The organism is Anaerotignum faecicola (genome assembly GCA_024460105.1).
In the GTDB taxonomy this organism is placed as follows: domain Bacteria; phylum Bacillota; class Clostridia; order Lachnospirales; family Anaerotignaceae; genus JANFXS01.
The window spans coordinates 230,518-254,723 of the sequence record JANFXS010000001.1 but is presented as its reverse complement, the minus strand read 5'-3'; the positions used below and the strand labels follow the sequence as shown (position 1 = coordinate 254,723).

At 39.0% G+C, this 24,206-nt stretch carries 21 protein-coding genes; 10 read left to right on the top strand and 11 right to left on the bottom strand.

The features are described from left to right. Window positions 1-589: 589 nt before the first annotated feature. The 4 genes from NE664_01135 to NE664_01120 form a co-directional block, all read right to left on the bottom strand. The gene (locus NE664_01135; GenBank protein ID MCQ4725266.1) at window positions 590-1,219 is read right to left on the bottom strand and encodes a hypothetical protein; all 630 of its coding nucleotides are present in this window, start codon (window positions 1,217-1,219) and stop codon (window positions 590-592) included. A gap of 30 nt (window positions 1,220-1,249) precedes the next feature. Then, window positions 1,250-1,837 (bottom strand): response regulator, encoded by a 588-nt coding sequence (locus NE664_01130; GenBank protein MCQ4725265.1) that lies wholly within the window; start codon window positions 1,835-1,837, stop codon window positions 1,250-1,252. A 16-nt stretch (window positions 1,838-1,853) separates the two neighbouring features. Next, window positions 1,854-3,728 carry an ATP-binding protein gene (locus NE664_01125; protein MCQ4725264.1) on the bottom strand — a complete coding sequence of 625 codons (1,875 nt, stop codon included), beginning with the start codon at window positions 3,726-3,728 and terminating at the stop codon, window positions 1,854-1,856. A gap of 446 nt (window positions 3,729-4,174) precedes the next feature. After that, window positions 4,175-5,731, bottom strand: a complete 1,557-nt coding sequence (locus NE664_01120; protein MCQ4725263.1) for a Na+/H+ antiporter NhaC family protein — start codon at window positions 5,729-5,731, stop codon at window positions 4,175-4,177. Window positions 5,732-6,087: 356 nt separating this feature from the next. Between NE664_01120 and NE664_01115 the strand changes: the two genes are divergently transcribed. Further along, a complete protein-coding gene (locus NE664_01115; GenBank protein ID MCQ4725262.1) occupies window positions 6,088-6,336 on the top strand; it encodes an alpha-hydroxy-acid oxidizing protein in 249 nt (82 codons plus the stop codon). Between the two features lie 120 nt (window positions 6,337-6,456). Here the strand turns inward: NE664_01115 and NE664_01110 are convergent, their stop codons facing one another. From NE664_01110 to NE664_01095, 4 genes are all read right to left on the bottom strand, one after another. Next, window positions 6,457-7,431, bottom strand: a complete 975-nt coding sequence (locus NE664_01110) for a DUF3137 domain-containing protein (GenBank protein MCQ4725261.1) — start codon at window positions 7,429-7,431, stop codon at window positions 6,457-6,459. Between the two features lie 376 nt (window positions 7,432-7,807). Continuing rightward, window positions 7,808-9,109 carry a 4-hydroxybutyrate--acetyl-CoA CoA transferase gene (locus NE664_01105; protein MCQ4725260.1) on the bottom strand — a complete coding sequence of 434 codons (1,302 nt, stop codon included), beginning with the start codon at window positions 9,107-9,109 and terminating at the stop codon, window positions 7,808-7,810. A gap of 101 nt (window positions 9,110-9,210) precedes the next feature. Continuing rightward, window positions 9,211-9,966, bottom strand: coding sequence for an exodeoxyribonuclease III (locus NE664_01100; protein ID MCQ4725259.1), 756 nt, complete (start codon window positions 9,964-9,966; stop codon window positions 9,211-9,213). 4 nt (window positions 9,967-9,970) lie between these two features. Further along, window positions 9,971-10,417, bottom strand: coding sequence for a dCMP deaminase family protein (locus tag NE664_01095; GenBank protein ID MCQ4725258.1), 447 nt, complete (start codon window positions 10,415-10,417; stop codon window positions 9,971-9,973). 511 nt (window positions 10,418-10,928) lie between these two features. Between NE664_01095 and NE664_01090 the strand changes: the two genes are divergently transcribed. After that, entirely contained in the window at window positions 10,929-11,768 is an 840-nt protein-coding gene (locus tag NE664_01090; protein MCQ4725257.1) for a hypothetical protein, read from the top strand. Between the two features lie 289 nt (window positions 11,769-12,057). On the opposite strand, the gene NE664_01085 is transcribed toward NE664_01090, so the two are convergent. The 3 genes from NE664_01085 to NE664_01075 form a co-directional block, all read right to left on the bottom strand. Further along, window positions 12,058-12,414 (bottom strand): hypothetical protein, encoded by a 357-nt coding sequence (locus NE664_01085; GenBank protein MCQ4725256.1) that lies wholly within the window; start codon window positions 12,412-12,414, stop codon window positions 12,058-12,060. A 415-nt stretch (window positions 12,415-12,829) separates the two neighbouring features. Next, the gene (trxA, locus tag NE664_01080) at window positions 12,830-13,141 is read right to left on the bottom strand and encodes a thioredoxin (protein ID MCQ4725255.1); all 312 of its coding nucleotides are present in this window, start codon (window positions 13,139-13,141) and stop codon (window positions 12,830-12,832) included. Between the two features lie 82 nt (window positions 13,142-13,223). Then, complete coding sequence (locus NE664_01075) at window positions 13,224-14,573, bottom strand: D-alanyl-D-alanine carboxypeptidase (protein ID MCQ4725254.1); 1,350 nt, start codon at window positions 14,571-14,573, stop codon at window positions 13,224-13,226. A gap of 108 nt (window positions 14,574-14,681) precedes the next feature. Between NE664_01075 and NE664_01070 the strand changes: the two genes are divergently transcribed. The 8 genes from NE664_01070 to NE664_01035 all read left to right on the top strand — a co-directional run bounded on the left by NE664_01070 (window position 14,682) and on the right by NE664_01035 (window position 23,698). Beyond that, window positions 14,682-15,065, top strand: coding sequence for a helix-hairpin-helix domain-containing protein (locus NE664_01070; GenBank protein ID MCQ4725253.1), 384 nt, complete (start codon window positions 14,682-14,684; stop codon window positions 15,063-15,065). Window positions 15,066-15,081: 16 nt separating this feature from the next. Beyond that, on the top strand, window positions 15,082-15,774 hold the full coding sequence (locus NE664_01065) for a response regulator transcription factor (protein ID MCQ4725252.1): 693 nt from the start codon (window positions 15,082-15,084) through the stop codon (window positions 15,772-15,774). Further along, window positions 15,767-17,194: a HAMP domain-containing histidine kinase gene (locus NE664_01060; GenBank protein MCQ4725251.1), complete on the top strand. Its 1,428-nt coding sequence runs from the start codon at window positions 15,767-15,769 to the stop codon at window positions 17,192-17,194. The genes NE664_01065 and NE664_01060 overlap by 8 nt, the downstream gene beginning before the upstream one ends. A gap of 13 nt (window positions 17,195-17,207) precedes the next feature. Next, complete coding sequence (locus tag NE664_01055) at window positions 17,208-18,158, top strand: GerMN domain-containing protein (GenBank protein MCQ4725250.1); 951 nt, start codon at window positions 17,208-17,210, stop codon at window positions 18,156-18,158. A 460-nt stretch (window positions 18,159-18,618) separates the two neighbouring features. After that, window positions 18,619-18,849 (top strand): helix-turn-helix domain-containing protein, encoded by a 231-nt coding sequence (locus NE664_01050; protein ID MCQ4725249.1) that lies wholly within the window; start codon window positions 18,619-18,621, stop codon window positions 18,847-18,849. Window positions 18,850-18,951: 102 nt separating this feature from the next. Next, entirely contained in the window at window positions 18,952-21,294 is a 2,343-nt protein-coding gene (locus tag NE664_01045; GenBank protein MCQ4725248.1) for a DNA internalization-related competence protein ComEC/Rec2, read from the top strand. Next, window positions 21,251-22,240: a DNA polymerase III subunit delta gene (gene holA / locus NE664_01040; protein ID MCQ4725247.1), complete on the top strand. Its 990-nt coding sequence runs from the start codon at window positions 21,251-21,253 to the stop codon at window positions 22,238-22,240. The genes NE664_01045 and holA overlap by 44 nt, the downstream gene beginning before the upstream one ends. Before the next feature lie 147 nt (window positions 22,241-22,387). Then, window positions 22,388-23,698, top strand: a complete 1,311-nt coding sequence (locus NE664_01035) for an ATP-binding protein (protein MCQ4725246.1) — start codon at window positions 22,388-22,390, stop codon at window positions 23,696-23,698. The last annotated feature ends 508 nt before the right edge of the window (window positions 23,699-24,206 follow it).

Below are 24,206 nucleotides of genomic sequence, written 5' to 3'. Positions count from 1 at the left end.
TAACACGGCTATTGCGCCGCTAACGTACGTTAAAACCGTGTGTGCCCTTGTAAATTGAAGCCGACCTTTGCTATGCAAGATCGGTTTTGAAGCAGAAGAAATTTTTTGTAATTCAAGGCACGAATATACGGGCAAGCCTTACAAACCTCAATGAAGCTGAAAGGGAAAATCTCATGCGTGCAGTGCGTATGATTTGCAGATGAAGATAAACCCTGTGATTTAAGCTATAAGGAACGCTATATTTTAGCTGTGCATAAAACAATATAAATAGCAGTTACTAAATGGCAGGTATGGAAAAACGAAATGATATTTAAGCCGGAATCGCTTTATATATTTTATGCCGATATTGAAATAAGAACCTGTAACCATATTTTAATATGGATACAGGTTCTTATTATGTCATTATTTTTATAGATAGGTAGTGGTTTATTTTATAAGGAAGGTTGTATTTGCACTAACATTTTTAAGGAAGTCCGGCCGAATATTGGGTTGGGTGTTATATCCGGCCGGTTATTAAGAAGTAGGGATTTGTTCAAATTGTGCGAGGGATAACGCACAAAGAACATGTTATATAAAAAAGCAACTGGGTTTATGCTGCTTTTTTTTCTGATTTTAAGCCTGCATTATTCACTTTGATATAATCTGGGAGGAATGCGGCGGCTTCTTCCGGAAGGAAGATATTGTATAATACCATTGGGAGCACATAATCTTCTTCCCTTTGAACAGGAGGTAAATCCCGGCGGCTTGACCTTACTGCGGCGCTTGTTTTAGGGCCGATATATAAGTCGCCTAAGTTGCCTTCTTTAGAAACTATTGTAGCTTCTGTAAAATCTTTAAGATTGCGGCACTGTATGAAAGCTGTTTCAGAATCTTTTTTCCTGTAAGCGATAACTCTCTTGTCCGTTATAATGTAGTGAATCCTGTTTTGGAGGTTCCTGATGTTAAGGAACGGACGTATTGCAATAAGCGCTGCGCAGAATAAAAGGAAAAGAGTTGTTCCGACATGAACATTTGCTTCTATAGATATTGCAGAACCGTACGCCCAATACTTAAAAGCACAGAACACCAATATCGCGCTTATTGCCCAACGTATAATGTTGAGGGTTGTATGAGGTTCTTCAAAAAATTTGATTGATTTCGGACGGCCTTCCCAAAGCACCTTTTCACCGTCGTTGAGCACATATTTTTCTACAAAGTTTTTAGCGTTTTCGTTTGCCATAATGAGTCCACCTTTCTGGTTGAGATTCTTTTATTTAAAAGCTTCAGCCGCTTTAAAAAATTTTTCAGCTAATATACTGTTTCCGGCTGATTGGTAAGCTTCCCCAAGCATGTTGTAAATCCTGCTTTCTTCGGGAGAAGATGAAAGGGCGGTTTTAAGCCTTGAAATGGCTTTATCGGTTTCGCCGCGTTCAATTAGGTTGTTAATGTAGCTAAAATCAATATCTGTATTATTATTAGATGATTCCAAGTGCAGTTCACAAAGAACATTATGAATACGTTCTGTTGTAAACGGTTTCTGAAGATATGCAATAGCCCCAAGCTGCGTACAGTCAACTGCATTTTTTACTGTCGGATATGCAGTTATAATTATTACGGGGGTCATAATGTTTTGGCCTCTAAGCTTTCTTAAAACTTCCGTACCGCTTATTTCGGGAAGTTTTATGTCGAGAAATATTAGGTCGAATTTGTTTTTCAAAGCTTCTTCAAGACCGCTTTTGCCGTTATCTGCCGTTTCAACTTTGTAGCCCTCAAGTTCAAGGCATTTTGACAGCATAAGGCGTATATTTTTTGTGTCGTCAATTATAAGGGCGTTTTTTGTCAGGTTTTTTAAATTCATAGCAGCTCTCCAATAATTATTTTATGCCGGTTCCGTCTGCCGGAAGGGTGAAATAAAACCGGCTTCCTTTGGATATATCGCTTTCGCACCATATACGCCCTTTGTGAGCGGTTATAATGTCTTTTGCGACGGCAAGGCCAAGACCTGTGCCCCTTGTTTCTAGGTCGCATCCCGGAACTTGAACGTACTTGTCAAATATTTTCTCCAAAAATTCTTCGGGGATACCTTTGCCGTTATCTTCAACGCATACCTTTATAACGCCGTTTGAATAGACGGAACTGATTTTGACGGTATCGCCGTCAGTTGTGTATTTAAGGGCGTTTGACACAAGATTATTAAGCACCCAGACTATTTTTGAAAAATCGGCGTTTACCATTGGAAGGTTCCCGTTGCGGAACGTTTCGATTTTTATTCCGAGGTTTTTTGCGCGCGGCATAAATTGTTTAACGCATTTATCTATTGCCTTTTCAATTAAAAACGGCTTGAATTGGTACATTATACTGCTTGATTCCACCTTAGAAAGCTCCAGTAAGTCGTTTACAAGCACATTAAGCTGCTGGCTGTCTTCTTTGATTGTTTCGACAATTTCCTTTTGTTCGTCGTTCATATCGCCTATATACGAATTTCCCAGCAGATCGGCGCCCATTATTATCGAAGTTAAAGGCGTTTTAAATTCGTGGGAAATTGTTGCGATAAAATCTGTCCGCATTTTTTCCAAAAGTTTCATTTCCGTTATATCGTAGAAAACTATTATAACGAATTTTTTCTGTTCGCCGTTTTGATATGAAACGGGGGAAACCATAACGTTATAATATTTAGGTTTCCAGTCGTATGTAATTTTAACAATTCCGTTCCAATACTCGGCCGCCTTATAATTTATTTTTGACGATACGTCTGAAAAACAACTGCCTGCCATAACATCAAGGAAATGGCTGTTTACAGTATTATCGTCGGAAGAATGGATTAAAAGTTTCTCAAACGAATCGTTCATTAAAGTCACATGATAGTTTGCGTCAAGTATAAGCATTGGTTCGGTTATACTTTTAACTATCGCGTAAGTTTTGTTCCTTTCTTCCATCAAGGAACCCAGCGTGCTTTGTTCAAACTCGCTTAAACGCTGCGTCATATTGTTAAATTCGCTGCAAAGCGCTCCGAGTTCGTCGGTATTTTGTATTATAGCCTTTTTGTTTAAATTCCCCTGGCGTATTGATTTAAGGTTCTGCGTAATTTCATAAATCGGGCCGAAAAGTTTATTTATGTAATAACGGAAGGCTACAAATGATATTGCCGCCGTGAATATGAAAAGCAAAAAGAGAAGGAATGTGGTATTTTTTATTATGGAATATGTTTCGTCCCTTCTTGCAAATAAAGCGGTTTCGTTTGACTTTTTGAGCTTTTCCAGCTCGTCAAGGGTTTTTTCATATTGCGGCTCTATTGTTGTTTCAAAATATGTAAGCGCTTGCTGGAATTGGCCGCTTTCAGGGTTGCTGGTGTCAAACGTCTGAAGGTTGTTGAACATTTCGACAAACTTTAAGTATTCCGTTTTTATTTGAACAATAAAACTCATTTCTTCCGGAATAATTATTGTGTTGTACTCCGTATCATAGTATGACATAAACCTTGAATAATGATTTTGAAAGCTTAAGATTGAATCTTCTTCATCAGCGCTGTATATGTATAAAAGCATATCCTGCCGCTGTTCTTTAAGCGCCGCGTCCATTTTTGAAATTCTTTCAATACTATTATAGTTTGTCGTTATTAAACTGCTTACAGACCGGCTTATATTGTTCAGGCTGTAAATCGAAATTGCGCCGAGAACTATAATAATAAATATAAGGCTTACATAGATTAATGAAATCCTTCTTTTAAGTGAAGATTTGTTTTTTTTCATGATAAACTCCTGTGGCAGAACACGGGATTAATTTTTGCGTAAGAGAGTCGCTTTAAAAATGTCCCGAATTTCCTTTGAAATAATTACAAGGCCTTGTATTAAGGAAGGTTAGGTATATGTGAAACTCTTTACTATGGGATTATTATAACAGCCGCGGTATAAGCGTTCAAATGGCTATATTTTAAGAAAAAATGAGAAACAGAGAGTAAAACGTAGATATTATATATTAAATACGGATTTTAGTTCTACAATAGTTAATTAATTTACGAATAAACCGTAAAATCAGAATTCAAAAAAAAGTTGAATTTTTATTTAAAATATTATTAATTTAAGGCGCGTACTTTGTAAAACCGAAAATAATTTACCGATAAGGAATAGCGCAACGCAGAAAAGGGTGAAAAATTAAAAACCGCGGGTTAGGCCCGCGGTTTTTAATTTTGGGATATTTATTCTTCTTCGCCTTTTACGGCCGCCTTGTGCAGCGCTACCATAATAATTACAAGCGCGCCGGCAGACACAATCCATGTTGCGATAAGATTTTTTGTAAATCCCGCAACAATATATCCTAAAAGGGAACATGCCGCCACAGTTACGGAATAAGGTATCTGCGTTGAAACATGGTCTATATGGTTACAGGATGCTCCGGTGCTTGACAATATTGTGGTGTCGGAAATCGGAGAGCAGTGATCCCCGAAAACAGAACCTGCAAGTGTTGCGGAAAGCGAGATTATAGTAAGCTCAGGCGCAACGGCTTCGCATATGGAAGCGATTATTGGTATTAAAATACCGAAAGTTCCCCAGCTTGTGCCCATTGAGAACGAAAGGAACCCTGCTACAACAAATATAATGGCAGGAATAAGCATAGTGGGCATATTTGATGTGGCAACAATATTGCTCACATATGGACCTGTGGAGAGGAGATCCCTGCATACGCCGCTTATTGTCCATGCAAGGGTAAGTATTATTATTGCTCCCGTCATTGATTTGACGCCTTCGCCCATTCCGTCCATAAATGTTCGGAAAGTTATAATTTTCCTAGGTATAAAAAGGAAGAACGCAACAATTAAAGCGGCGAAACTGCTTAATGCAAGCGAAGGGCCGGCGTCTGTATTGCCGAAACCTTCCGCTATCGTCATTCCGCCTTCGAAATATCCGCCTACATAAAGCATGGAAAGTATTGAAAATATGATAAGCGCAATAATAGGTATAACAAGATCGCGGACTTTGCCTTTTGGCGATATTTCAAGGTTTTCAAGTTCGTCAGATGAAGAACTTGAAACAGCGTTTGATTTTGAATAGTTGAGGTTACCCGTTTTTCTTGCGATATATTCATATTTTTCCATCGGGCCGAAGTCGAGCTTGCTTACGGAAAGGACTACGACCATCACAATAGTTAACAGGGCGTAGAGATTAAAAGGTATTGAACGTACGAAAGAATCCATACCGTTAAGCCCTGTGTCGCCCATCTGGCTTATTACGGACGCCGCCCAGCTGGAAACCGGGGCGATAATACATACGGGAGCCGCAGTAGCGTCAATTATATATGCAAGTTTTGCATGGGAAATTTTGTATTTATCCGTAACCGGACGCATAACGGTTCCGACTGTAAGACAGTTAAAATAGTCGTCGATAAATATTAACGCGCCCAATGCGCTGGTAGCAAGCTGGGCGGAAGCGCGCGACTTAATTTTTTTGCTTGCCCATTCGCCGTATGCTTTGGAACCTCCGGCCTTTGTTACGACAACAACAAGACAGCCGAGGAAACAAAGGAAAATAACAATGGCTATATTATCGGCCAATTTGCTGCTCATAAGAGTAACGGTTGTTTCGATTGTTTTTACAATAATATTGATAACACCGTCCGCGGTAAAGGCCGAATAGATAAATGTCCCCGAAAGTATGCCGATTATAAGCGACGAAATTACCTCCTTTGTAATAAGCGCCAGCCCAATGGCAATTATCGGCGGCAGGAGGGACAAAAACCCAACATCAATAGCTTCCATTATAAATAAACCCCTTTCAAAAATATAATGTATTTATACTATCACATAGCGGACATGTATTCAATGAATTACTATTATTTTTTAAAAGTATTTGTAGTTTTAGGTATTTTAGGCTGTTTTATTCGGGTGTTACAGTATAATAAAATCATCCGGCAGGCGTTATTTTGACATATTATTCAGCGTTTTGTATTAATAATCAAAATTAAGGGAGCGGCGTTTTGTGAATTATGAAACTGTATTAAAGAATACGAGGAATACCGTTTATCCGCACTGCAACGTGTGCCATTCGTGTAAAATGGGGCGTAATGCAGAGGAAAGTTCCGGGGCTTGGCTGAAAGGGAAGCGGCAGGCGAGTTATTGAAAGTGAGGCTTTCCTATCGCGCGTTAAGATACATATGGATTGTATATACGAAAATAATGGCATTGACACGAGCATTGAACTGTTTGGGCATAAATTTGGCATTCCGGTTTTCATTGCGCCTATAGGAGGTGTGGGATCAAGCTGTGGCGGCGGTATGACTGAGGAAGAGTATGCGAATATTGTTATAAACGGAGCAAAAGAAAGCGGAATAATGGCTTTTACAGACAACGGCGCCGCTGTGTAAAGCGGCGCCGGCATTTATTTGATGATGCGTTGAATAGCGTGCCAAAAGTATTGTATGTTTGTGAGAGCTTACCTTGCTGGTTTTTGTAAACTGATGATTTTTAGGCTGAAGCAATAAATTTTATTCCATTACTGACGTTATTTCTTTGGCTTTTCGTATAATATATGTATCTTTTTTTATTTGCCGTGTCTGCTCCTCTACAGAAACGTCTGTAAAAGTTCCGAACGGGGGATGGAATTGCCTGCATGAAACGAACATTCGGTTTCCCAAAAAGACAATATATACCAAATCGTTTACGGTTTCTGAAAATTCTAAAATTTTTTCGATGGTCTTTAAGGAAAGTATTCGGTTTGAATATTCGATATTGTCTGTATATATTAAGAATTTTTTGTCGAACATGCCGTTGCCCGTTTCGATTTTTTTCCGTGCAGTCTGATTCTTCATTTTCGTAGCGGCTTTCCTGTCAAAAATCTGAAGATAGCCGTTCCCCAAATTTAAACTTTCGGGTACGAAAAACGATACTATTTGTCCGCTGAACAATTCGGTTACGCCTTTATGATGATCATGATCGGCGGTTTCCAAAGTAGAAATATTGGAGGAAACAAAAACTGAATTTTCAAATTTACCTTTAAGGCTGTCGCTGGATTTGTATAATGTTTTAAGGCCGCAGGGGACAATTCCTAAGCTTTGAATTTCTTCATAGGTAAATCCGTCTTGTGGGCTGTATTTTAAATCCGTAAATCCGGGAACTTCGCTGACTGCATGCAGGACATATTTGTTCTTGAAAGTAAAGTCAAATAAATCGTACGCCTTTTTCCATACCATTATGTGGTAAATTAAGAATACTGTACAGGCAATCATAACTGATATTATAATCCCGCCTATAAGACTGAAGAACGCTCCCTGCGTCGCGGCATTTCCAAAGCCCTCGGAACTAAGATACGAAAAAAATATACCGTTTTTTATAAATGAATACAGCAACAGTACAATTAAAGTTATAATAGGGAAAACGTATTGCAGTTTACTTTTCTTTATAACATTTTGTCTTAATTTTTCCAGATATTCGCCGCTGATATTTTGATCGGACAAGGCCATGTTTATTCCTCCGTTCATAAAGATTTTAAGTATATCGGCGTATTTAAATTCGACAAAGAATATTTTATTGAAAGTATATTTTCCGCATGTTTCGATGGAGCATATGCTCGTGCCTAAATACCAAAGCGGCGTCGGAACTAAATATATTTGTTGAGTATTACGCCGGATTAAATCATGTGTTTTTTAAATTTTATATTCATAAATGATACAGACGTGCATACGGCGGATTAGCCGATATGAAACAAGCAGTATGACGATGATTTGCCGCAGCCAAAGTATAATGGCGCAGAAAGCGCTTTAAATTCAATATATAAAAAACGTTTTAATGGCGCGGCTAAAATCCCCTCTGCATTAGAAGCCAAGGGGATTTGGTATTTTAAATTAATATATTCATTTTTTTTGCTTCAAATTCCAGTTCCTCGCGGAACTTCGGATGCGCTATATTAATAAGCGCCTTTGTGCGTTCCCTTACGGTTTTGCCCATAAGTTCGGCAACGCCGTATTCGGTAACTATGCAGTCAACTTCGTTTTTATGTGTAGTAACTGCCGCGCCCGGAGTAAGCATGGGCTTTATTTTTGAAATTGCCCCGTTTTTGGCTGTGGAGTTCATAGCTATGAAACTTCTTCCGCCTCTGCTCATTTTAACGCCTTTGACATAGTCAAACTGCCCTCCGCTTCCGCTGAAAGGCACAGGCCCTATGCTTTCGGCGCATACTTGGCCGAGAAAGTCAACTTCCATGCCTGCGTTTACGGATATAAAGTTGTCGAGCTGTGAAATGACATAAGGATTGTTTACATATTCAACCGGGAGCATTTCAACGCCGAGGTTTTCGTCTATAAAGTCGTAAACCCGTTTGCTGCCGAAGCAGAAAGCGCTGACGCTGCGGCCCCTGAATATGTTTTTGCGTTCGTTTGTTACGACGCCGGCTTCTATAAGATCGACCATGCTGTCTGAGAACATTTCCGTATGTATGCCAAGATCTTTTTTATTTATGAGGGCTTTGCCTATTGCACCGGCTACGCCGCCGATACCTAATTGAATTGTCGCTCCGTCAGGAACCATTTCCGCAATAAACGACCCCATTTTCTTTTCCTCTTCGCTCGGAAGAGAAACCGCAAGCTCCGGCAGAGGCCTGTCATTTTCACATAAGGCTTCAACCTGTGATATATGCACTATGTTTTCGCCGTAAGTCCGAGGCATGTGCTTATTAACCTCAACGAAAACATGCTTTGCCTGCCTTAATATTGACGGGCCTATACATGCATACGGCCCCATGGAAAAATATCCATGCTTATCCATAGGTGAAACCGTAAGAAGGCATACGTCAAGCCGGCGTTTTGTCCAAATCATGGAAAAATCGCTGTAATTGCCTGGAATATAATCAAACTGCCCTTCCTGTCCGCCTTTTCGGCTGCCAGGACCAAAAAACCATGATGTGTGCTTGATTTTGCCGTAAAGTTCCGGTTTTAAATAATCAGGTCCGGGCATACTGAGAAGTCCGTTTATTTCAACATCATGAAGGCTGCCTTCAGCCGACCTTTTGGCAATGGCCTGGACTATTCCGAATGGTTCGCCCATACAAATCGGGGAAGCGCACACATAACCGTCATGAAGTAATTTTGAGATCTCATCTGCCGTGCGGAGTTTGCTGCTGTACATTTCCTCAAACTTGCCCACAAATATTCCTCCTTAATAAGCATAATAGTATAAATGAAAAAGTTACCCGCTGATTATACCATAATATGACTTGTTTTGAAATACTTTTTTGTATGTAATAACTAAAATTCTATTTCAAGTTCTACAGGGCAATGGTCAGAACCCATAATTTCCGGGTATATTTTAGCGCTTTTCATATTTTTTTCGGCATTTTCTGAAACTACAAAATAATCTATACGCCATCCCGCATTATTTTTCCTTGCGTTAAAGCGGTAGCTCCACCAGGAATACGCCCCTTGCGTATCGGGATAGAAATAGCGGAAACTATCGATAAATCCGCTTTTTAAAAGTTCGGAAAATTTGCCGCGTTCTTCATATGTAAATCCGGCGTTTCCTATATTTGTTTTAGGATTTTTTAAATCTATTTCCTCGTGGGCAACATTAAGGTCGCCGCAGAATACTACAGGTTTTTTTGAACTGAGCGAAAGCAGGTATCCGCGCATATCGTCGTCCCATTTTACCCTGTATTGAAGGCGGGCGTTTTCTGCTTGGCTGTTCGGCACGTATGCGGTAACATGGTAAAACTTTTCAAATTCCAGTGTGATAAGGCGTCCTTCATGATCGTGTTCGTCTATTCCCATGCCGTATGAAACGCTCAGAGGTTCTTTTTTTGTAAAAACAGCCACTCCTGAATAGCCTTTTTTATCGGCGTAGTTCCAATATTGAAAATACCCGGGCGTTTCAAGATCTATTTGTCCGGCCTGAAGTTTTGTTTCCTGTATTGCAAAAATATCGGCTCCTAAACTGTTGAATGTATCGATAAATCCTTTTCCTACTGCTGCCCGCAGGCCGTTTACATTCCATGAAATCATTTTCATAATATCAGCCCTCCATTACTATAAGTTCAACTCCGGCTTCACTCAGCATATCAAGCGAAAGCGGATCCGGATATGCGCCTTTGTATACAATTTTTTTTATGCCCGCATTAATAGACATCTTCGCACATATAACGCATGGCTGCAAAGTGACGTAAAGAGTTGCGCCCTCCGTGCTTACGCCGATATTAGCGGCTTGGATTATGGCGTTTTGCTCGGCGTGCAGAGCGCGGCATAATTCATGCCTTTCGCCAGACGGCACGTTAAGCTCTATCCTTTGGCATGTGCCCACGTCAGTACAATGGTGGGTTCCTGAAGGAGCTCCGTTATATCCGGTTGTTATAATACGGTTGTCTTTAACAATGACAGCCCCGACTTGGCGGCGCAGACATGTTGAACGTGTTTTAACTATTTCGGCAATTTCCATAAAATATTGGTCCCAGCTTGCTCTCATTATGTTCCTCCCTAAAATATAGAATTTCCACGGAAACGCCGTGGGAAAACAGATTATTGTTTTAAATAAAACTCCTTATGCCGCAATAAAAGCAATATATAAATTCTTCTTTTCTGCTTTGTCGGCATATAAACTGCAAAGCCCTTATTTTAAGCAAAGAAATTAAAAGGGCGGGATTAACTCATGTTATTGTAACGAATTTATTATACCATACATTGACGGTATGAAAAACAAGTTTTTATACTGCAAAACAGTTTTACAGGTTTTGAATTATGATTATAAAAGGTGTGTAATGGACAAAGTATAGAATTTTTACAGGTTATGGGTATCAAAGTTTTCTGGTAAAATAAAGCGATTCAGATTATAGGAATATAAATTGCAAAGATTAATAAAAATATGAAATACAAGTTGACAATATATTTTGTTTAGGTTTATGATCTGATAAAATAGCGGCGGATATAATATGGTACATATTGTTGTTTATTTACACTGCATTGGGGGAGTGGGTTTTATGAAAAAGAAAATTTTAGCTTTTTTAACTTTTTCGTTGTGCTTGTCATCTGTTACGCTGCCTGTATACGCGGCGCAATATGGGCGTCCGAAAAATTTAGGATTGAACGTAACCGAAAACGGACGCTATGGTGCAATGGCATGCGGATATGGGTGCGGTAACGGCTGCATGTACGGAAATATAACTTGCCGCGGACAATTTGGCGGCGTTAGGCAGAAAGAACGAAAGATTCCGTACTGTCTGAACCGTGCGGAAGGGGAATGTATGCATGCCGATTTAAATTGTTCTTTGGAAGGAATACGGCCGCTTTCCGATGTTGCTGAAAATGATTTTGAATTTACTACGTATGAAGTTTTAGACGACATAAGCTATTCTTATGAAGATAAAGATACAAGCAAAATCGAACAATACATTATATCAAATATAGATCCGGATTTTGATATTGAAAATTTTAATGTTTACGACGATTTAACAATACAAATTGGCTCGGGAAACAGAGGTTCTGTCTGCTTTGTTTTAAAGAAGGGCGAGTTTGAAACTGATTTTAAGTACAGGGCCCTGATTTACGATAACAAAGTAATGAGAATAACTAAAAACGGCGAGCCTGATTATACGTCAAAAGCCCCGTTAGATGACGAGGCTTATAAAATAAGCGACGAGGAGCTTTATAAAATAGCCCTGAAATATGTCTACATTGACGACGAAGATGAAATAGTAGAAAGAAGGGTTTCACGGAGGTTCGACTACGAACCTTACTGCACCGTATCTTTTTCTGTTAAAAGGGACGGGGAAGGGAGATTGGAAGTATATCAGTATAGATTTAGTAGTATATTAAAATAATTGTTCGGGCATTTTAAAACCTCCAAATTACAGTAAAACAAACTGGTTGATTTGGAGGTTTTTTATTGAACTTAAAGTTTATATGCAGCCGCATTTTATATGAAGCGGGAAACTCAATATATTTTGCTATATTTATAAGGCGGCAAACAAGTTATTTTGGGGCTGATGCAATATTGCCTTTTTCAGTATGCGGTTATAATATATTTTATCGGCGTTTTCGGACAGATTTAAAATACGTTAAGGGATTTTATATATCGCTTCATAAGCAGCTGTTAAAAAATAAATATAATCAGATTATTTTGGCATATTTATCTTCGGTTTTAAAGTATCTTTTAATTAAGGTGTTAATATTGCCGTCAGAAATATCGCAGAAAGGTTTATTGTTGCAGTATTCCTTGTATGTAAATTTATTTTTGTTTCGTGCTAAAAAATCTTCAAGCATATAGAAGTTGTCAAGATTATACAAAATATCCACCACTGAGTAAAAATCGCTGTCATTTAAAATTTTGTGTGTGTAGTAATTCTTGTAATCGTTTTCATCGGCTTCCGCAAAAAAATTTATCATTTCAAGATATACCCGTTTTTCTTTGTCGGTTTTCAGTTTCAGAAAATCCTCTGTAAGCTTTTGTTTAAAATTAATTTCCATTAAAGTTCCTCCACTCGTTTTTTATAAAATTGTACTTTCTGGCTTTATTGTACACTTTGCAACAATTTCTTACAATAATAACCGTCCGCAAGTTCTGATAATATTGTGCATTAATCTCCAAGTATTCTACAATTTCAGAATGAATTTTCTTTTTTGATGTCGAAATATGGTGGATTACAAATGTGTTTCGTACAAAGACAATAAAATATATGTCAATTTTAGCATGTAAATTGTATATTTTGTTAAAAATATTTGGAACGGCTGTTTTGTGTATTAATTATTCAAAACCGGAAAATATTTTAATAAGTTATTGATGCAGTTTTAGGGAAAGGGGGTGGTGTGTAAAAAATTTATTGTAATAATTAAAAAAGCCCCGGATAAATCCGTTTTGGGATTTTCGGGGCATCGTACATTTTTACTTTTCCATCATTTTCAGTATATGTTCTTTTGGCTGTACTCCTACGGATTTATCGATTACATTTCCGTTTTTCATTACAACTAGAGTGGGAATGCTCATAACGCCGAATTTTCCGGCAAGTTCCGGTTCGTCGTCCACATTGATTTTTCCTACTTTGAAGTTGGCGTTTTCAAGCGCCACTTCGTCTACGACAGGCGATACCATCCTGCATGGTCCGCACCAAGGCGCCCAGAAATCAAGAAGTACCGGAACTTCGCTTTCTATAACTTCTTTTTGAAAATTATGTTTATCAATTTTAATTGCGCTCATTTGATATTCCTCCTTTTAATATTATATATTTATGCTCTGAATTATAACATATATACGCCTGAACTGCTATTTTTGATTAAGCTTATTTATCAATGTTGCCGTATGTCTGCCTGTAGCGTTTTATGCGCTCGCGGCGTTTTCTTTTGCGGCGTTCATGGGCAATTTTATTAAGTATAATTTTTACGGCGATTATTAGTATTACGGCTGCCGCCAGCAAAATTGACGCCGTTTTGAAATTGACCGTATTCTGCCCTGCGTTTTGTATGCTGTTTTCCGTAAGCATAATTGAGCTGTCTGATATAAGGTTAACTTTTGCGATGTCGTCGCTGCCGATCCTGTAAATTGCGGTTCCGAGGAACTGGCCGTTTGAAACGGGGGCGTTTATATCTTCAGGTATAGAATACAGCGTTTCTATGCTTCCTGTCAGTGACTTTGTCACAGTTGCGGAAATATTTTCCTCAAAAACGGCGTTGACTATTCCAAGGGTAACGGTTTCTTTTTTGCGTTCTTCGTTTACATTGACACTGCCTGCCGAATCACCGGCAGACGCAAGGTTTACCGTTTCAAAATTATTAAAACCGTAATCAAATAACTTTGCGGTGTCGGTATATTCTCCGTAGCCTGTGGATTTTAAAACAACCGAGATAAGTTCGGTGTTACCCTGTTTTGCATATGCGACAAGGGTATTTCCGGCTTCGTTTGTAAATCCTGTTTTGCCGCCTTCACAGTAATCGTAATAAAATGCGGACGAGGGCTTTATAAGCTGGTTCTGCCCGTAAAGATACCTTGTTTCCGGCTGTTTGTTTGTAGGAGGTATTTCATAATATGTCGTGCCTATAAGTTCGCGGAAAAAATCGAATTTTAAAAGTTCCTTTGCTATTAAAGACATGTCGTATGCAGTAGTGTAATGATTTTCGTCATGGAGCCCGTTGGCGTTGACAAAATTTGTGTTTTTGCATCCAAGTTCTTTGGCGCGCGATGTCATATGCTTTGCGAATTCTTCCATTGAACCGTCTATATGTTCCGCAACGCCGTTTGAAACTTCGTTTGCGGACTGCAAGATTATTGCGTACAGCGCCTGCCGTACAGTTATTTTTTCTCCGGCGTCAATTGCTATATGGCTGCTTCCCGGTTCTATGCTGAAAACGGCGTCATGCGAAAATTCTATTGTTTCATCGAGATCCGGGCAGTTTTCGAGGGCAAGCAGTATTGTCATAAGTTTTGTAATGCTTGCCGGGAACTGCTTTTTGTCAATTTCTTTTTGATAAAGTATATCGCCTGTGAGGGCGTCTATCAATATTGCGCTTTCGGCGTCGAGTTCAAGGGATTCGGCCTGTCTTTGAACATCTTCTGGAATTACGGCGGCAAATGCCGGGACGGTTAACACTATTGAAATTATGATTGATATTAAAAGAAATAGTTGTTTTTTCATTGTTAACTCCTATATATTTTTTTTGATATTCATGTTAAAATAGTATATCAGAATTTTATTGTCAAATAAATACAAAAATATACTAAAATTTAGAAAGCGTGCATAAAAATGCAGAATAAATTGTTTTCATGTTTAAACAAATATAAATATTTTATTATTTCTGTGTTTGTGATAGCCAGCGGTTTGTGGTATTCTAACATGGTGGAGCCATATACGGTTAATTTTATCCCAAAAGATGTAAAATATTACAATACCGTAGAAATAAAAGAAAAATTTGATGAGGACCTGTATCTGGAAAGCCTCGTAAATATAAATACTGCCGGCGCCGAAGAACTTATGCGCCTTAAAGGCATCGGAGAAAAAACAGCCGAAAAAATATTGGAATACAGGAAAGAAAACGGTAATTTTACTTCCGTTGAGGAAATAATGGAAGTAAAAGGAATAGGCGAGAAAAAGTTTGAAGAAATTAAAGATTATATTGTTGTCGAATAGACTGGAGGGCATATTAATGGGTTATAAAATACTTGTTGTAGACGATGAAAAACTGATTGTTAAAGGCATTAAATTCAGCCTTGAACAGGACGGAATGGAGGTTACCGCCGCTTATGACGGCGAAGAGGCGCTCAGCCTTATAAAAGAAAATGAATTTGACCTTGTCGTGCTTGACGTTATGCTTCCGAAAATGGACGGGCTTGAAGTTTGCCAGCAGACGCGCGGTTTTTCTCAGATACCTATAATTATGGTAACTGCCAAAAGCGAAGATATGGATAAAATACTCGGCCTTGAATATGGGGCGGACGATTATATAGTTAAGCCTTTTAATATACTTGAGCTTAAAGCGAGGATTAAGGCTATATTAAGAAGAAGCGTAAGGAAAGTTGACGTTAAAGAAGTTTCAAAGAAAAAAGTGCTTGAAATAAGAGGCCTGCGCCTAGAGTATGATTCAAGGCGGGTTTTTATAGACGGCAAAGAGGCGAACCTTACTGCCAAGGAGTTTGATCTTCTTGAGCTTTTTATGGAAAACCCGGGCAAAGTATACAGCCGCGATAACCTTCTTGATACTGTATGGGGTTTTGATTATCCGGGAGATGCGAGAACCGTGGATGTGCATGTAAGACGCCTTAGGGAAAAAATCGAAACAAACCCAAGCGATCCTAAATATATTTTTACTAAATGGGGAGTGGGTTACTATTTTGGCTAAAAGGGAAAAAAAGAGGCACGGCATACGCATACTTCTTGTTTTAACTTATGTGTTTACGGGAATTATACCGTTATTTTTGCTTTCAAATGTAGTTTTCAGCACTACTGAAAAGTATTATATTGAGGAAAGAAAAAAAGAACTTTTAAATCAGGCCAACATATTATCTGGGCATATAGTTATTTCAAATTATATGTTTGATAAGGATAAAGCGGCGGAATTTACGCAGGATATTGCCCAGACAAGCAGCCAGGGGGATTTCAGGATTATTGTAACGGATTCCATGGGCACTGTGGTTAATGATTCCAATAAAACGGAAATTAATAAAACATACCTGATACCGGAAGTAATAGAGGCGCTTGACAATAAAGATGTGGCAAGGGAACAGCCTAACGGAAGTATTTACGCAGTGGCGTCAATAGTCGACTCTACGGGTGAAAATGTCGGAGCAGTACTGATTGCGGATATGCCGACTGACATTAAGGACAGAATGGAAGTAATCCGCAAACAAGTATATATTATGACTATCGCAATAGTTTTGATTGTCTTAATTATAGTTTTTATATTTTCTCAGATGATTACCGAGCCTATTGAAAAAATGGTTAAAACCATAAGCCAGATGGCCGACGGACATTTGGAAAGGCGGATACAGGTATCAAACCTTGGCCAGAGTGAAATTATGGAGCTTGGGGTGGCGGTAAACAATATGGCCGAAAAACTGGAACAGGTGGATATATCAAGGCAGCAGTTTGTAAGCAATGTAAGCCATGAGCTTAAAACGCCGCTCAGCTCAATAAAGGTTTTAAGCGAATCAATGCTTTTAAATACGGAAGCCCCCAGGGAAATGTATGTTGAGTTCCTACAGGACATTAACAGTGAAATAGACAGGATGACGGAAATTATAAACGATCTCCTTACCCTTGTGCGTTTGGATCAAAAGGAGATACCGGTTAATTTCAAAACCGAAAGACTTAACAATATTGTCGGAGACATTGTAAAAAGGCTCATGCCGTTGGCCCAGAAGAAAAACATTGTTTTGGAATATGAAGAAGTTCAGGAAGTTATTGCCGAGATAGATTCTATGAAATTTACCCTTGCAGTTTCAAACCTTGTAGACAACGCCATAAAATATACCGACGAAGGGGGACATGTAAAAGTTATTTTAGACTGCGACCACCAAAATGCGTTTATAACTGTAAGCGATACGGGCGTGGGAATTGCAGACGATGAAATCGGCAGGATATTCGACCGTTTTTATAGGGTTGACAAAACCCGCGACCGTGAAACAGGAGGAACGGGGCTGGGGCTTTCGATTACCCATTCAACAATACTAATGCATAACGGAAGTATAAAGGTTTCAAGCAGGGAAAACGAAGGAACTACTTTCGTTGTAAGGATACCCCTTATGCACAGTAAATCTTGAAGGAGGGATTTGAATGCAGAAAAGAATGGTTATATATATTGCTTTGGTAATATTGGTTTTGTCGTCGGCTTTGCTTATAAAAGAGAAAAACAATTCGGACACTAACCAGCCGCCGCTTTTAATGCAGGAAGTATACTATGTAGAAAATGAAACCAACAAGCTTGTTTTTGAGCTTAGGAACGTGCGCGGCGGAACGCCGGAAGAAATACTTGAAAGTACGTTAAGCGAAATGCGTATTCCGCCGAAAAACGAATCCCTCTCGGTTGCCGTTCCCGAAAATTTAAACGTAACGGATGTTGTGCTAGACGGAAATACGGCTGAAATATATGTCGGCGCCGAGTATAAAGATATGAAAACAAGCGAAGAGATGTTCTGCCGTGCGGCTTTTGTTTGGACATATACGGGGCTTGAGTTCGTAGATAACGTGGAGATATATGTCGGCGGCGAACCGCTTACAAAATCAAACGGGGAACCGTTTGGGTTGATGAACCGCAGCAATATGGTCGTTAACGCGGATATTGACGCCGAGCCTACAAACGCCACAAGGATACTTAAGCTTTATTTTGCAAACGAGGACGCCAGCGCCCTTGTAGCCGAGGAACGGAGCGTTGAGGTTAATCCTAACCAGCCTGTTGAAAAATATGTAATGGAGCAGCTTATTATGGGGCCGTCTGAAGACAGCCATGTGGCAACAGTGCCCACTGAAACAAAGATACGGGATATCCAAACGGCAGACGGCATTTGTTACGTCGATCTGAGCCAGGAGTTTGTTTCAAAACATTCAGGCGGCTCTACGGGAGAGATGCTTACAGTATACTCTATTGTTAATTCCCTTTGCGAGCTTGACGAGGTTGAGAAAGTCCAATTTCTTATTGAAGGCGAAAAGCAGATTGAATATAAAGGGCACATTGAATTTGACAAGCCTTTCAGGCCTATGGAAAAAATTATATCCGATAAGGAATAACGACAGAAAGCACGGATCGGCGGCGTTTATTAAACAACTGTATGGATATGGCAGTTTATAGTACGCGGAGTTATTTGCATATGAATTTTAATATGTTGTGAATTGTTGATATGCATTTAATGCAAGTTTGTAAATTGTTTTATGTGCACTTTGTTTCAGTTTACAAGAGTGCGCACGATTTTAACGGGCGTCAGCGGCGCAATAGCTATGTAAAGCAGTAGGAGATCCGCGCCTGCATGCCTTTGCCTTGCTCTCACGCCGCTAATGCCCGTTAAAACTATCCGGCCGCGCGCGGAGAAAATTTTTTGCAGTTCAAGGCGCATATGCGCCGGCGAAGCAGATCCTACGGCAAGCGTGTGCAGTATGTAAATGCGGAAAATTTTTCCTTGCGGGGCGCGTATGCCATTGCAAATTGAAACTATCAATGGATATTATAAGGCTTTATGATTGGGGGATATTTATGCAGACGATTTTTCAGGATATACAGCTGGGGAAAAATATCCGCGCCGTCAGGCTTGAAAAAGGTATGACGCAAACAGAGGTTGCCGTAAAGCTCAGGCTTATGGGAAGTATGTTGTCAAAAGGCGAGCTTGCGGATATAGAATCAGGGTCAGTAGGTATTAAGGCCGGGGATTTAAAGGCGTTGAAGGAAATTTTTGAAGTCGGTTACGATAGGTTTTTTGAAATATAATATTTTATTCTAGATAATTTGCAAAGAGTGTTATTAAGCAATAAATTACTAAAGAAAATGAGAAAAAAGAATTTCAGTTACAAATTAATTTTAAAACGGCCTATGGTTTTGGCCGCGGCCGTTTTAGCGGCAGGAATTATTACAGGGCAATACATCGGTATAAACGGATGTATTGCCCTTATTGTGTTGAGTATTATTATATCAATCGTGACTGGTATTTTAACTAGGGCACGGTTTGTGTATATGGTTCCGATTTTATTTGTTTTAGGTATATGTTTAATATTGTATGCAAATATGCCCGATAAAATATACAACGGGACTTCCGCCATAAATGGCGCGGTACATGAAAGCTATATATCGGATAAAGGGGAACAGCGTATTCTAATTAAAACAAAAGAGATATATAATAACGGAAAGGCGGAAGAAACCGAAAAATATGTAATTGTTTATCTTGAAGAGGGTATATATGTTAAAGAAGGGGATCTGCTTGTTGTCAAGGGGCGGCTTCAGCTTCCGCAAAAGGCTTTTAACCCAGGAGGATTTGACAATTTCATTTATATGAAAAACATGAAATATAATTACACTATGTTTTCAAATGACGTCATAAAATATGGCGAGGAGCACAGATATTTTATGGAGTCTGTGAGCAAATTGAGGAAAAGCGTAAATAATGTTTTTGATATATGCCTTCCCGAAGATATAAGCCCTGTTGCAAAAGCCATAGTTACGGGAAACACTTCATATTTAGACGACAATATAAGGGATTTATACAGCAATGCGGGAATTGCGCATATGCTTGCAGTTTCTGGACTCCATACGACAATAATTTCCGTCATGATTTCCGCATTTTTTATGAAAATACTGAAATTTAAAAAGAGGTATGCAAGCTTGGCAGTTATGCCGCTTATGGCTGTATACCTGATATTTGTGGGCGGCAAAGCGGCGGCGGCCCGAGCCGTAATAATGATGGAAGTTATATATTTCGGAGATGTTATAAACAGGAAACCTGATACTCTCAATTCTGTCGGTTTTGCAGCTTTTGTTTTGCTTATTATAAATCCGTATCAGTTATTCTGGTCAGGATTTCTGCTTAGTTTTGTTACAGTCAGCGGCCTTATTTTTATTGCGGACGGCATAGGAAAAGGGCGGAGGCTTAAAGATAAAGCTTTTGCGGCCGTAAAAACGTCGTTTCTTACAAGCGCGGCGAGTTTTCCTGTTGTAAGTTGGTTTTTCTATAAAATACCTGTTCTCGGATTTATAGTTAATCTTATTACGACGCCTTTAATCGGTATTGCCGTTTGTTTTGGCATGCTTGCGGGTATAGCCGGGCTTTTTTCAATCAAAGCCGCCGTATTCCTTTGCGGACCGGTATATATAATACTAAAATTCTATTTTATAGTCTGCACATTTTTTACATCACTGCCGATTTCCGTTTTGCTTACAGGCAAACCGACGCTTATGTTCTGCATCGCATATTATGTAAACTTTATTTTTCTTTATGCTAAACGGAAGCGGGGAATACTCCTGAATACAGGATTTATTTTATGTATGGTTTTAATGTTTGTTTCGGTTGCAGGCGATAGTTTGGTAAAGAAAAACAACACGGTTAGTTTTTTATATGTTGGCCAAGGCGACTGCACGGTTATAAATACATATGACAATAAAACTTTTGTTGTAGACGGCGGAGGAAATCAAAATACTGCAATAGGTGAAAATACCGGTATTAAATATGTAATACCGTTTTTGGAGAGCAAAGGCATAAAGAGGATTGACGCGCTTTTTATAACTCATATGGATACGGATCATGCAGCCGGCTGTATTGAACTTATAAAATATTACGATGTTAATAAGGTTTTCATATCAAATGCGCATACAAATGAAATGGATATTCTTGTTGCCGTACTTAAAGAGGCGGCCGCAAAAGGTATTTCCGTTGAACGCATATCGGCAGGGGATATAGCGGAGATTGGTGAAAACTCATACATTGAATGTCTGTATCCGTATGCCGGAATTACCCTGGATGACGAAAATAATAACCATACTTCCATCGTACTTAAATTTGTTTTTGGGGAAATAAGTTTCTTGCTTACCGGGGATGCAGACGAATATGACGAAAGGCTTATGATTTTAGGCGGGCAGGATATTGAGGCCGACGTTTATAAAGCCGGACACCATGGTTCAAAAACATCTTCAAGCGAAAGGTTTTTAAATAATGTAAAACCGGAATATGCCGTTATTTCATGCGGCATAAACAATGTTTATGGCCATCCGAACGGCGAAACATTAAAAAGGCTTGTTAATACTGATATAAAAATATATAATACTTCTTTAGACGGCGCGGTTACATTTACTACCGACGGCAAAGGATTATCAGTAAATAGTTATACAGGCGGGAGGGAATATGGAAAAGCTGAAAGAAGAGATAAAATCCGGGAAACCGGCTGACTGCTATATCTTTTTTGGAGAAGAATCATATTTAAAAAAGCTTTATGAGGTAAAACTTAAAGAGATTTTTTCACAGGGAGCCGGGGCGGATATGAATATAAACGTATTTGAAGGGGCTTCGGATGTTAACGCTGTAATAGACGCAGCGGAAACTTTACCATTCTTTGCTGAAAAAAGGCTTGTTATTGTAAAGGACAGCGGCCTTTTTTCGAAAGGAAGGAAAAATGATTCGGAGATTATGGCAAAATTTATAAACAGCATGCCTGAAAGCGTTTGCATGCTGTTTTCGGAAAACAAGGCGGAAAAGGCCGGCGCGCTTTATAAAGCTGTTTCAAAAGCCGGAAGATGCATAGAATTTAAAACGCCCGCGGAAAGTGAGCTTGCCTCATGGATCGTTTCCGAAGCGAAAAGAAGCAGGCTTAAAATAGATAAAAAAACAGCCGTATATTTTATCAGGACTGTTGGAAGCGGCATGGAAAACGCTTCAAGCGAACTTAAAAAGCTTATATCATATATGCCTGAAGGCTCTGAGATAAAAGAGAAAGACATTGATGAAATATGTGCCAAAAGCCTTGAGTCCAAAGTTTTTGATTTGGTTGACGCCATTGGGACAAGAAAAACGGGGCTTGCAGTTGAAATATACAAAAATCTGATTATGGCCAGAGAGGAGCCTGTAAATATACTTGGCATGATTTCGCGGCAATTCAGGATTATGCTGCAGTGCAGGGCATTAATCGACGCAGGCGAACCGCAGGCAAATATAGCCGCAATAATAGGAGAGAATCCCTATGCGGTTAAGAAATGTATAGCCCAGGGGAAGAACTTTACGCCTCAAACGCTTAAAAAAGCTTTTAGGGAATGCGCCGAAACAAACCTTGCCATAAGGAGAGGGGAATTAAGCGACAGGAATGCGGTGGAAATACTTATAATAAAATACGGCAATTAAACGGCTTACAATTTAAATAAAAGATTGAAAATATACAGTTTATATAAAGGGAATGGAATTAATCGTTAATTTTCCGATTAGGCTTACGGTTTGGCATATCGTTTAATTTCATTGAATTATGTTTTTTATTTGTTTGGAGGTGCGTTGATGTACAGGCTTACGTCGAAGCTTATAATTTACAGGGGAATTGAACATGGAGAGATACTTTACAGATTGTCGGATATATGCCGGAGGTTTTATAACGGAGATTTTGAAAGGGAAGGGCTTACTTCAGAAATATTTGCTCAGATTAACAAGCTTTTAAATATCGGAACGAAATATGGTTTCGACAAAAATCTTTGGCATAATTACCTAGCTTTCCTGATTGCGGCAGCGGAGAATCCTTTTACGCTTGTTTCGGAAAAAGTAGGTGCAAATGATGGAAGTATAAATGCATTTGCTAAAAATGATTTTAAAATATTTAAAGAGCTTTTTAATTATGATTTTTCCGACATTGAAAACGGACTTGGCATAGATTGCTTTTCAATATTAGGAAATTACAAGGCGGTAGTTAAAAAGAGCCATATATTTAATGAAAGCGTCAGCCAAAAGGTACGGGAATTAAGCGGGCTTATAGAAAATGCAGAAAATGCTGACGAAATGTACGACATAGTAACATGGTTTTATAAAAAGTATGGCGTCGGCAAGTTTGGGCTAAATAAAGCGTTTCGTGTTTCATATAAAGAAAACAGGGCGGAGCTTGTGCCGATTACATCAACAGGGGATGTTGTTTTAAACGATTTGACGGGATATGAGGATCAAAAAAAGCGTCTTATAGAAAATACAAGGGCTTTCGTACGCGGGGGAAAAGCAAACAACGTACTTCTTTACGGCGACGCGGGCACAGGCAAATCTACGAGCGTCAAGGCCGTTTTGAATGAATTTTACATGGACGGCTTGAGGATGATCGAAATTTATAAACATGAGTTTAAGTTTCTTTCGGAAATAATATCGGAAATCAAAAACAGGAATTATCGTTTTATTATATTTATGGACGATCTGTCTTTTGAGGAATTTGAAACGGAATACAAATATCTAAAAGCGGTTATTGAAGGAGGGTTGGAAACTAGGCCTGACAATATATTAATTTATGCTACGTCAAATAGGAGGCATTTGATCAAAGAAACATGGGGAGATCGTTCAGACAGATCGGATGATGAAATACATAGATCCGATACCGTTCAGGAGAAACTTTCTCTTTCGGACAGGTTTGGCGTTACAATAGGGTATTTCAGGCCGTCAAGGGAAGAATATTATAATATAGTAAAGGCCATTGCCGCTAAACACAGCCGTATTAAATTGGAAGAGGGAGAATTGCTGAACGAAGCTGATAAATGGGAAAAAAGGCATGGCGGTATTTCGGGACGTACCGCACAACAGTTTATAAATTATATATCAGATATGTTTGATGATAATTAAAATAAAGCGGAGGAAATTTACTGAGGGTGAGCGATAAATAAATTTTTGTAAATATTTTAGATTAGACGACGTTTTTGAAAAGTATACGGCACAGAAAATATTATTTATTTTCAGAACTATGATTCCAATGCCCCATAATTTTATATTGCGTATAATATATGACTATTGAACAGAAAAATATTAACAAGCCAAAGTCTTTCAAAGAGTAAAGGCGGTTTCGGTTTTAAAATACGTATATGCCGCGCAAGGAAAAATTTCCGCATTTCGGAGCTGCATACGCTTGCCGTATGATTCGCTTCACCTTGAACAGCAAAAAATTTTTATTGTGAGGTCATAGAGTTTTAACCGGCGGCGGAACGGGAGCAAGACAAAAACAGTCAGGAGAGAAAAAACGGGCGGCAAGCGGATTTAACTCGGATTATTTGCGCCCCTGCCGCCGGTTAAAACCATGTGGCCATTGCAGACAGAAACTATGGCTTATTTTTGGCGTCTAAAGAAAGTTTGTCAA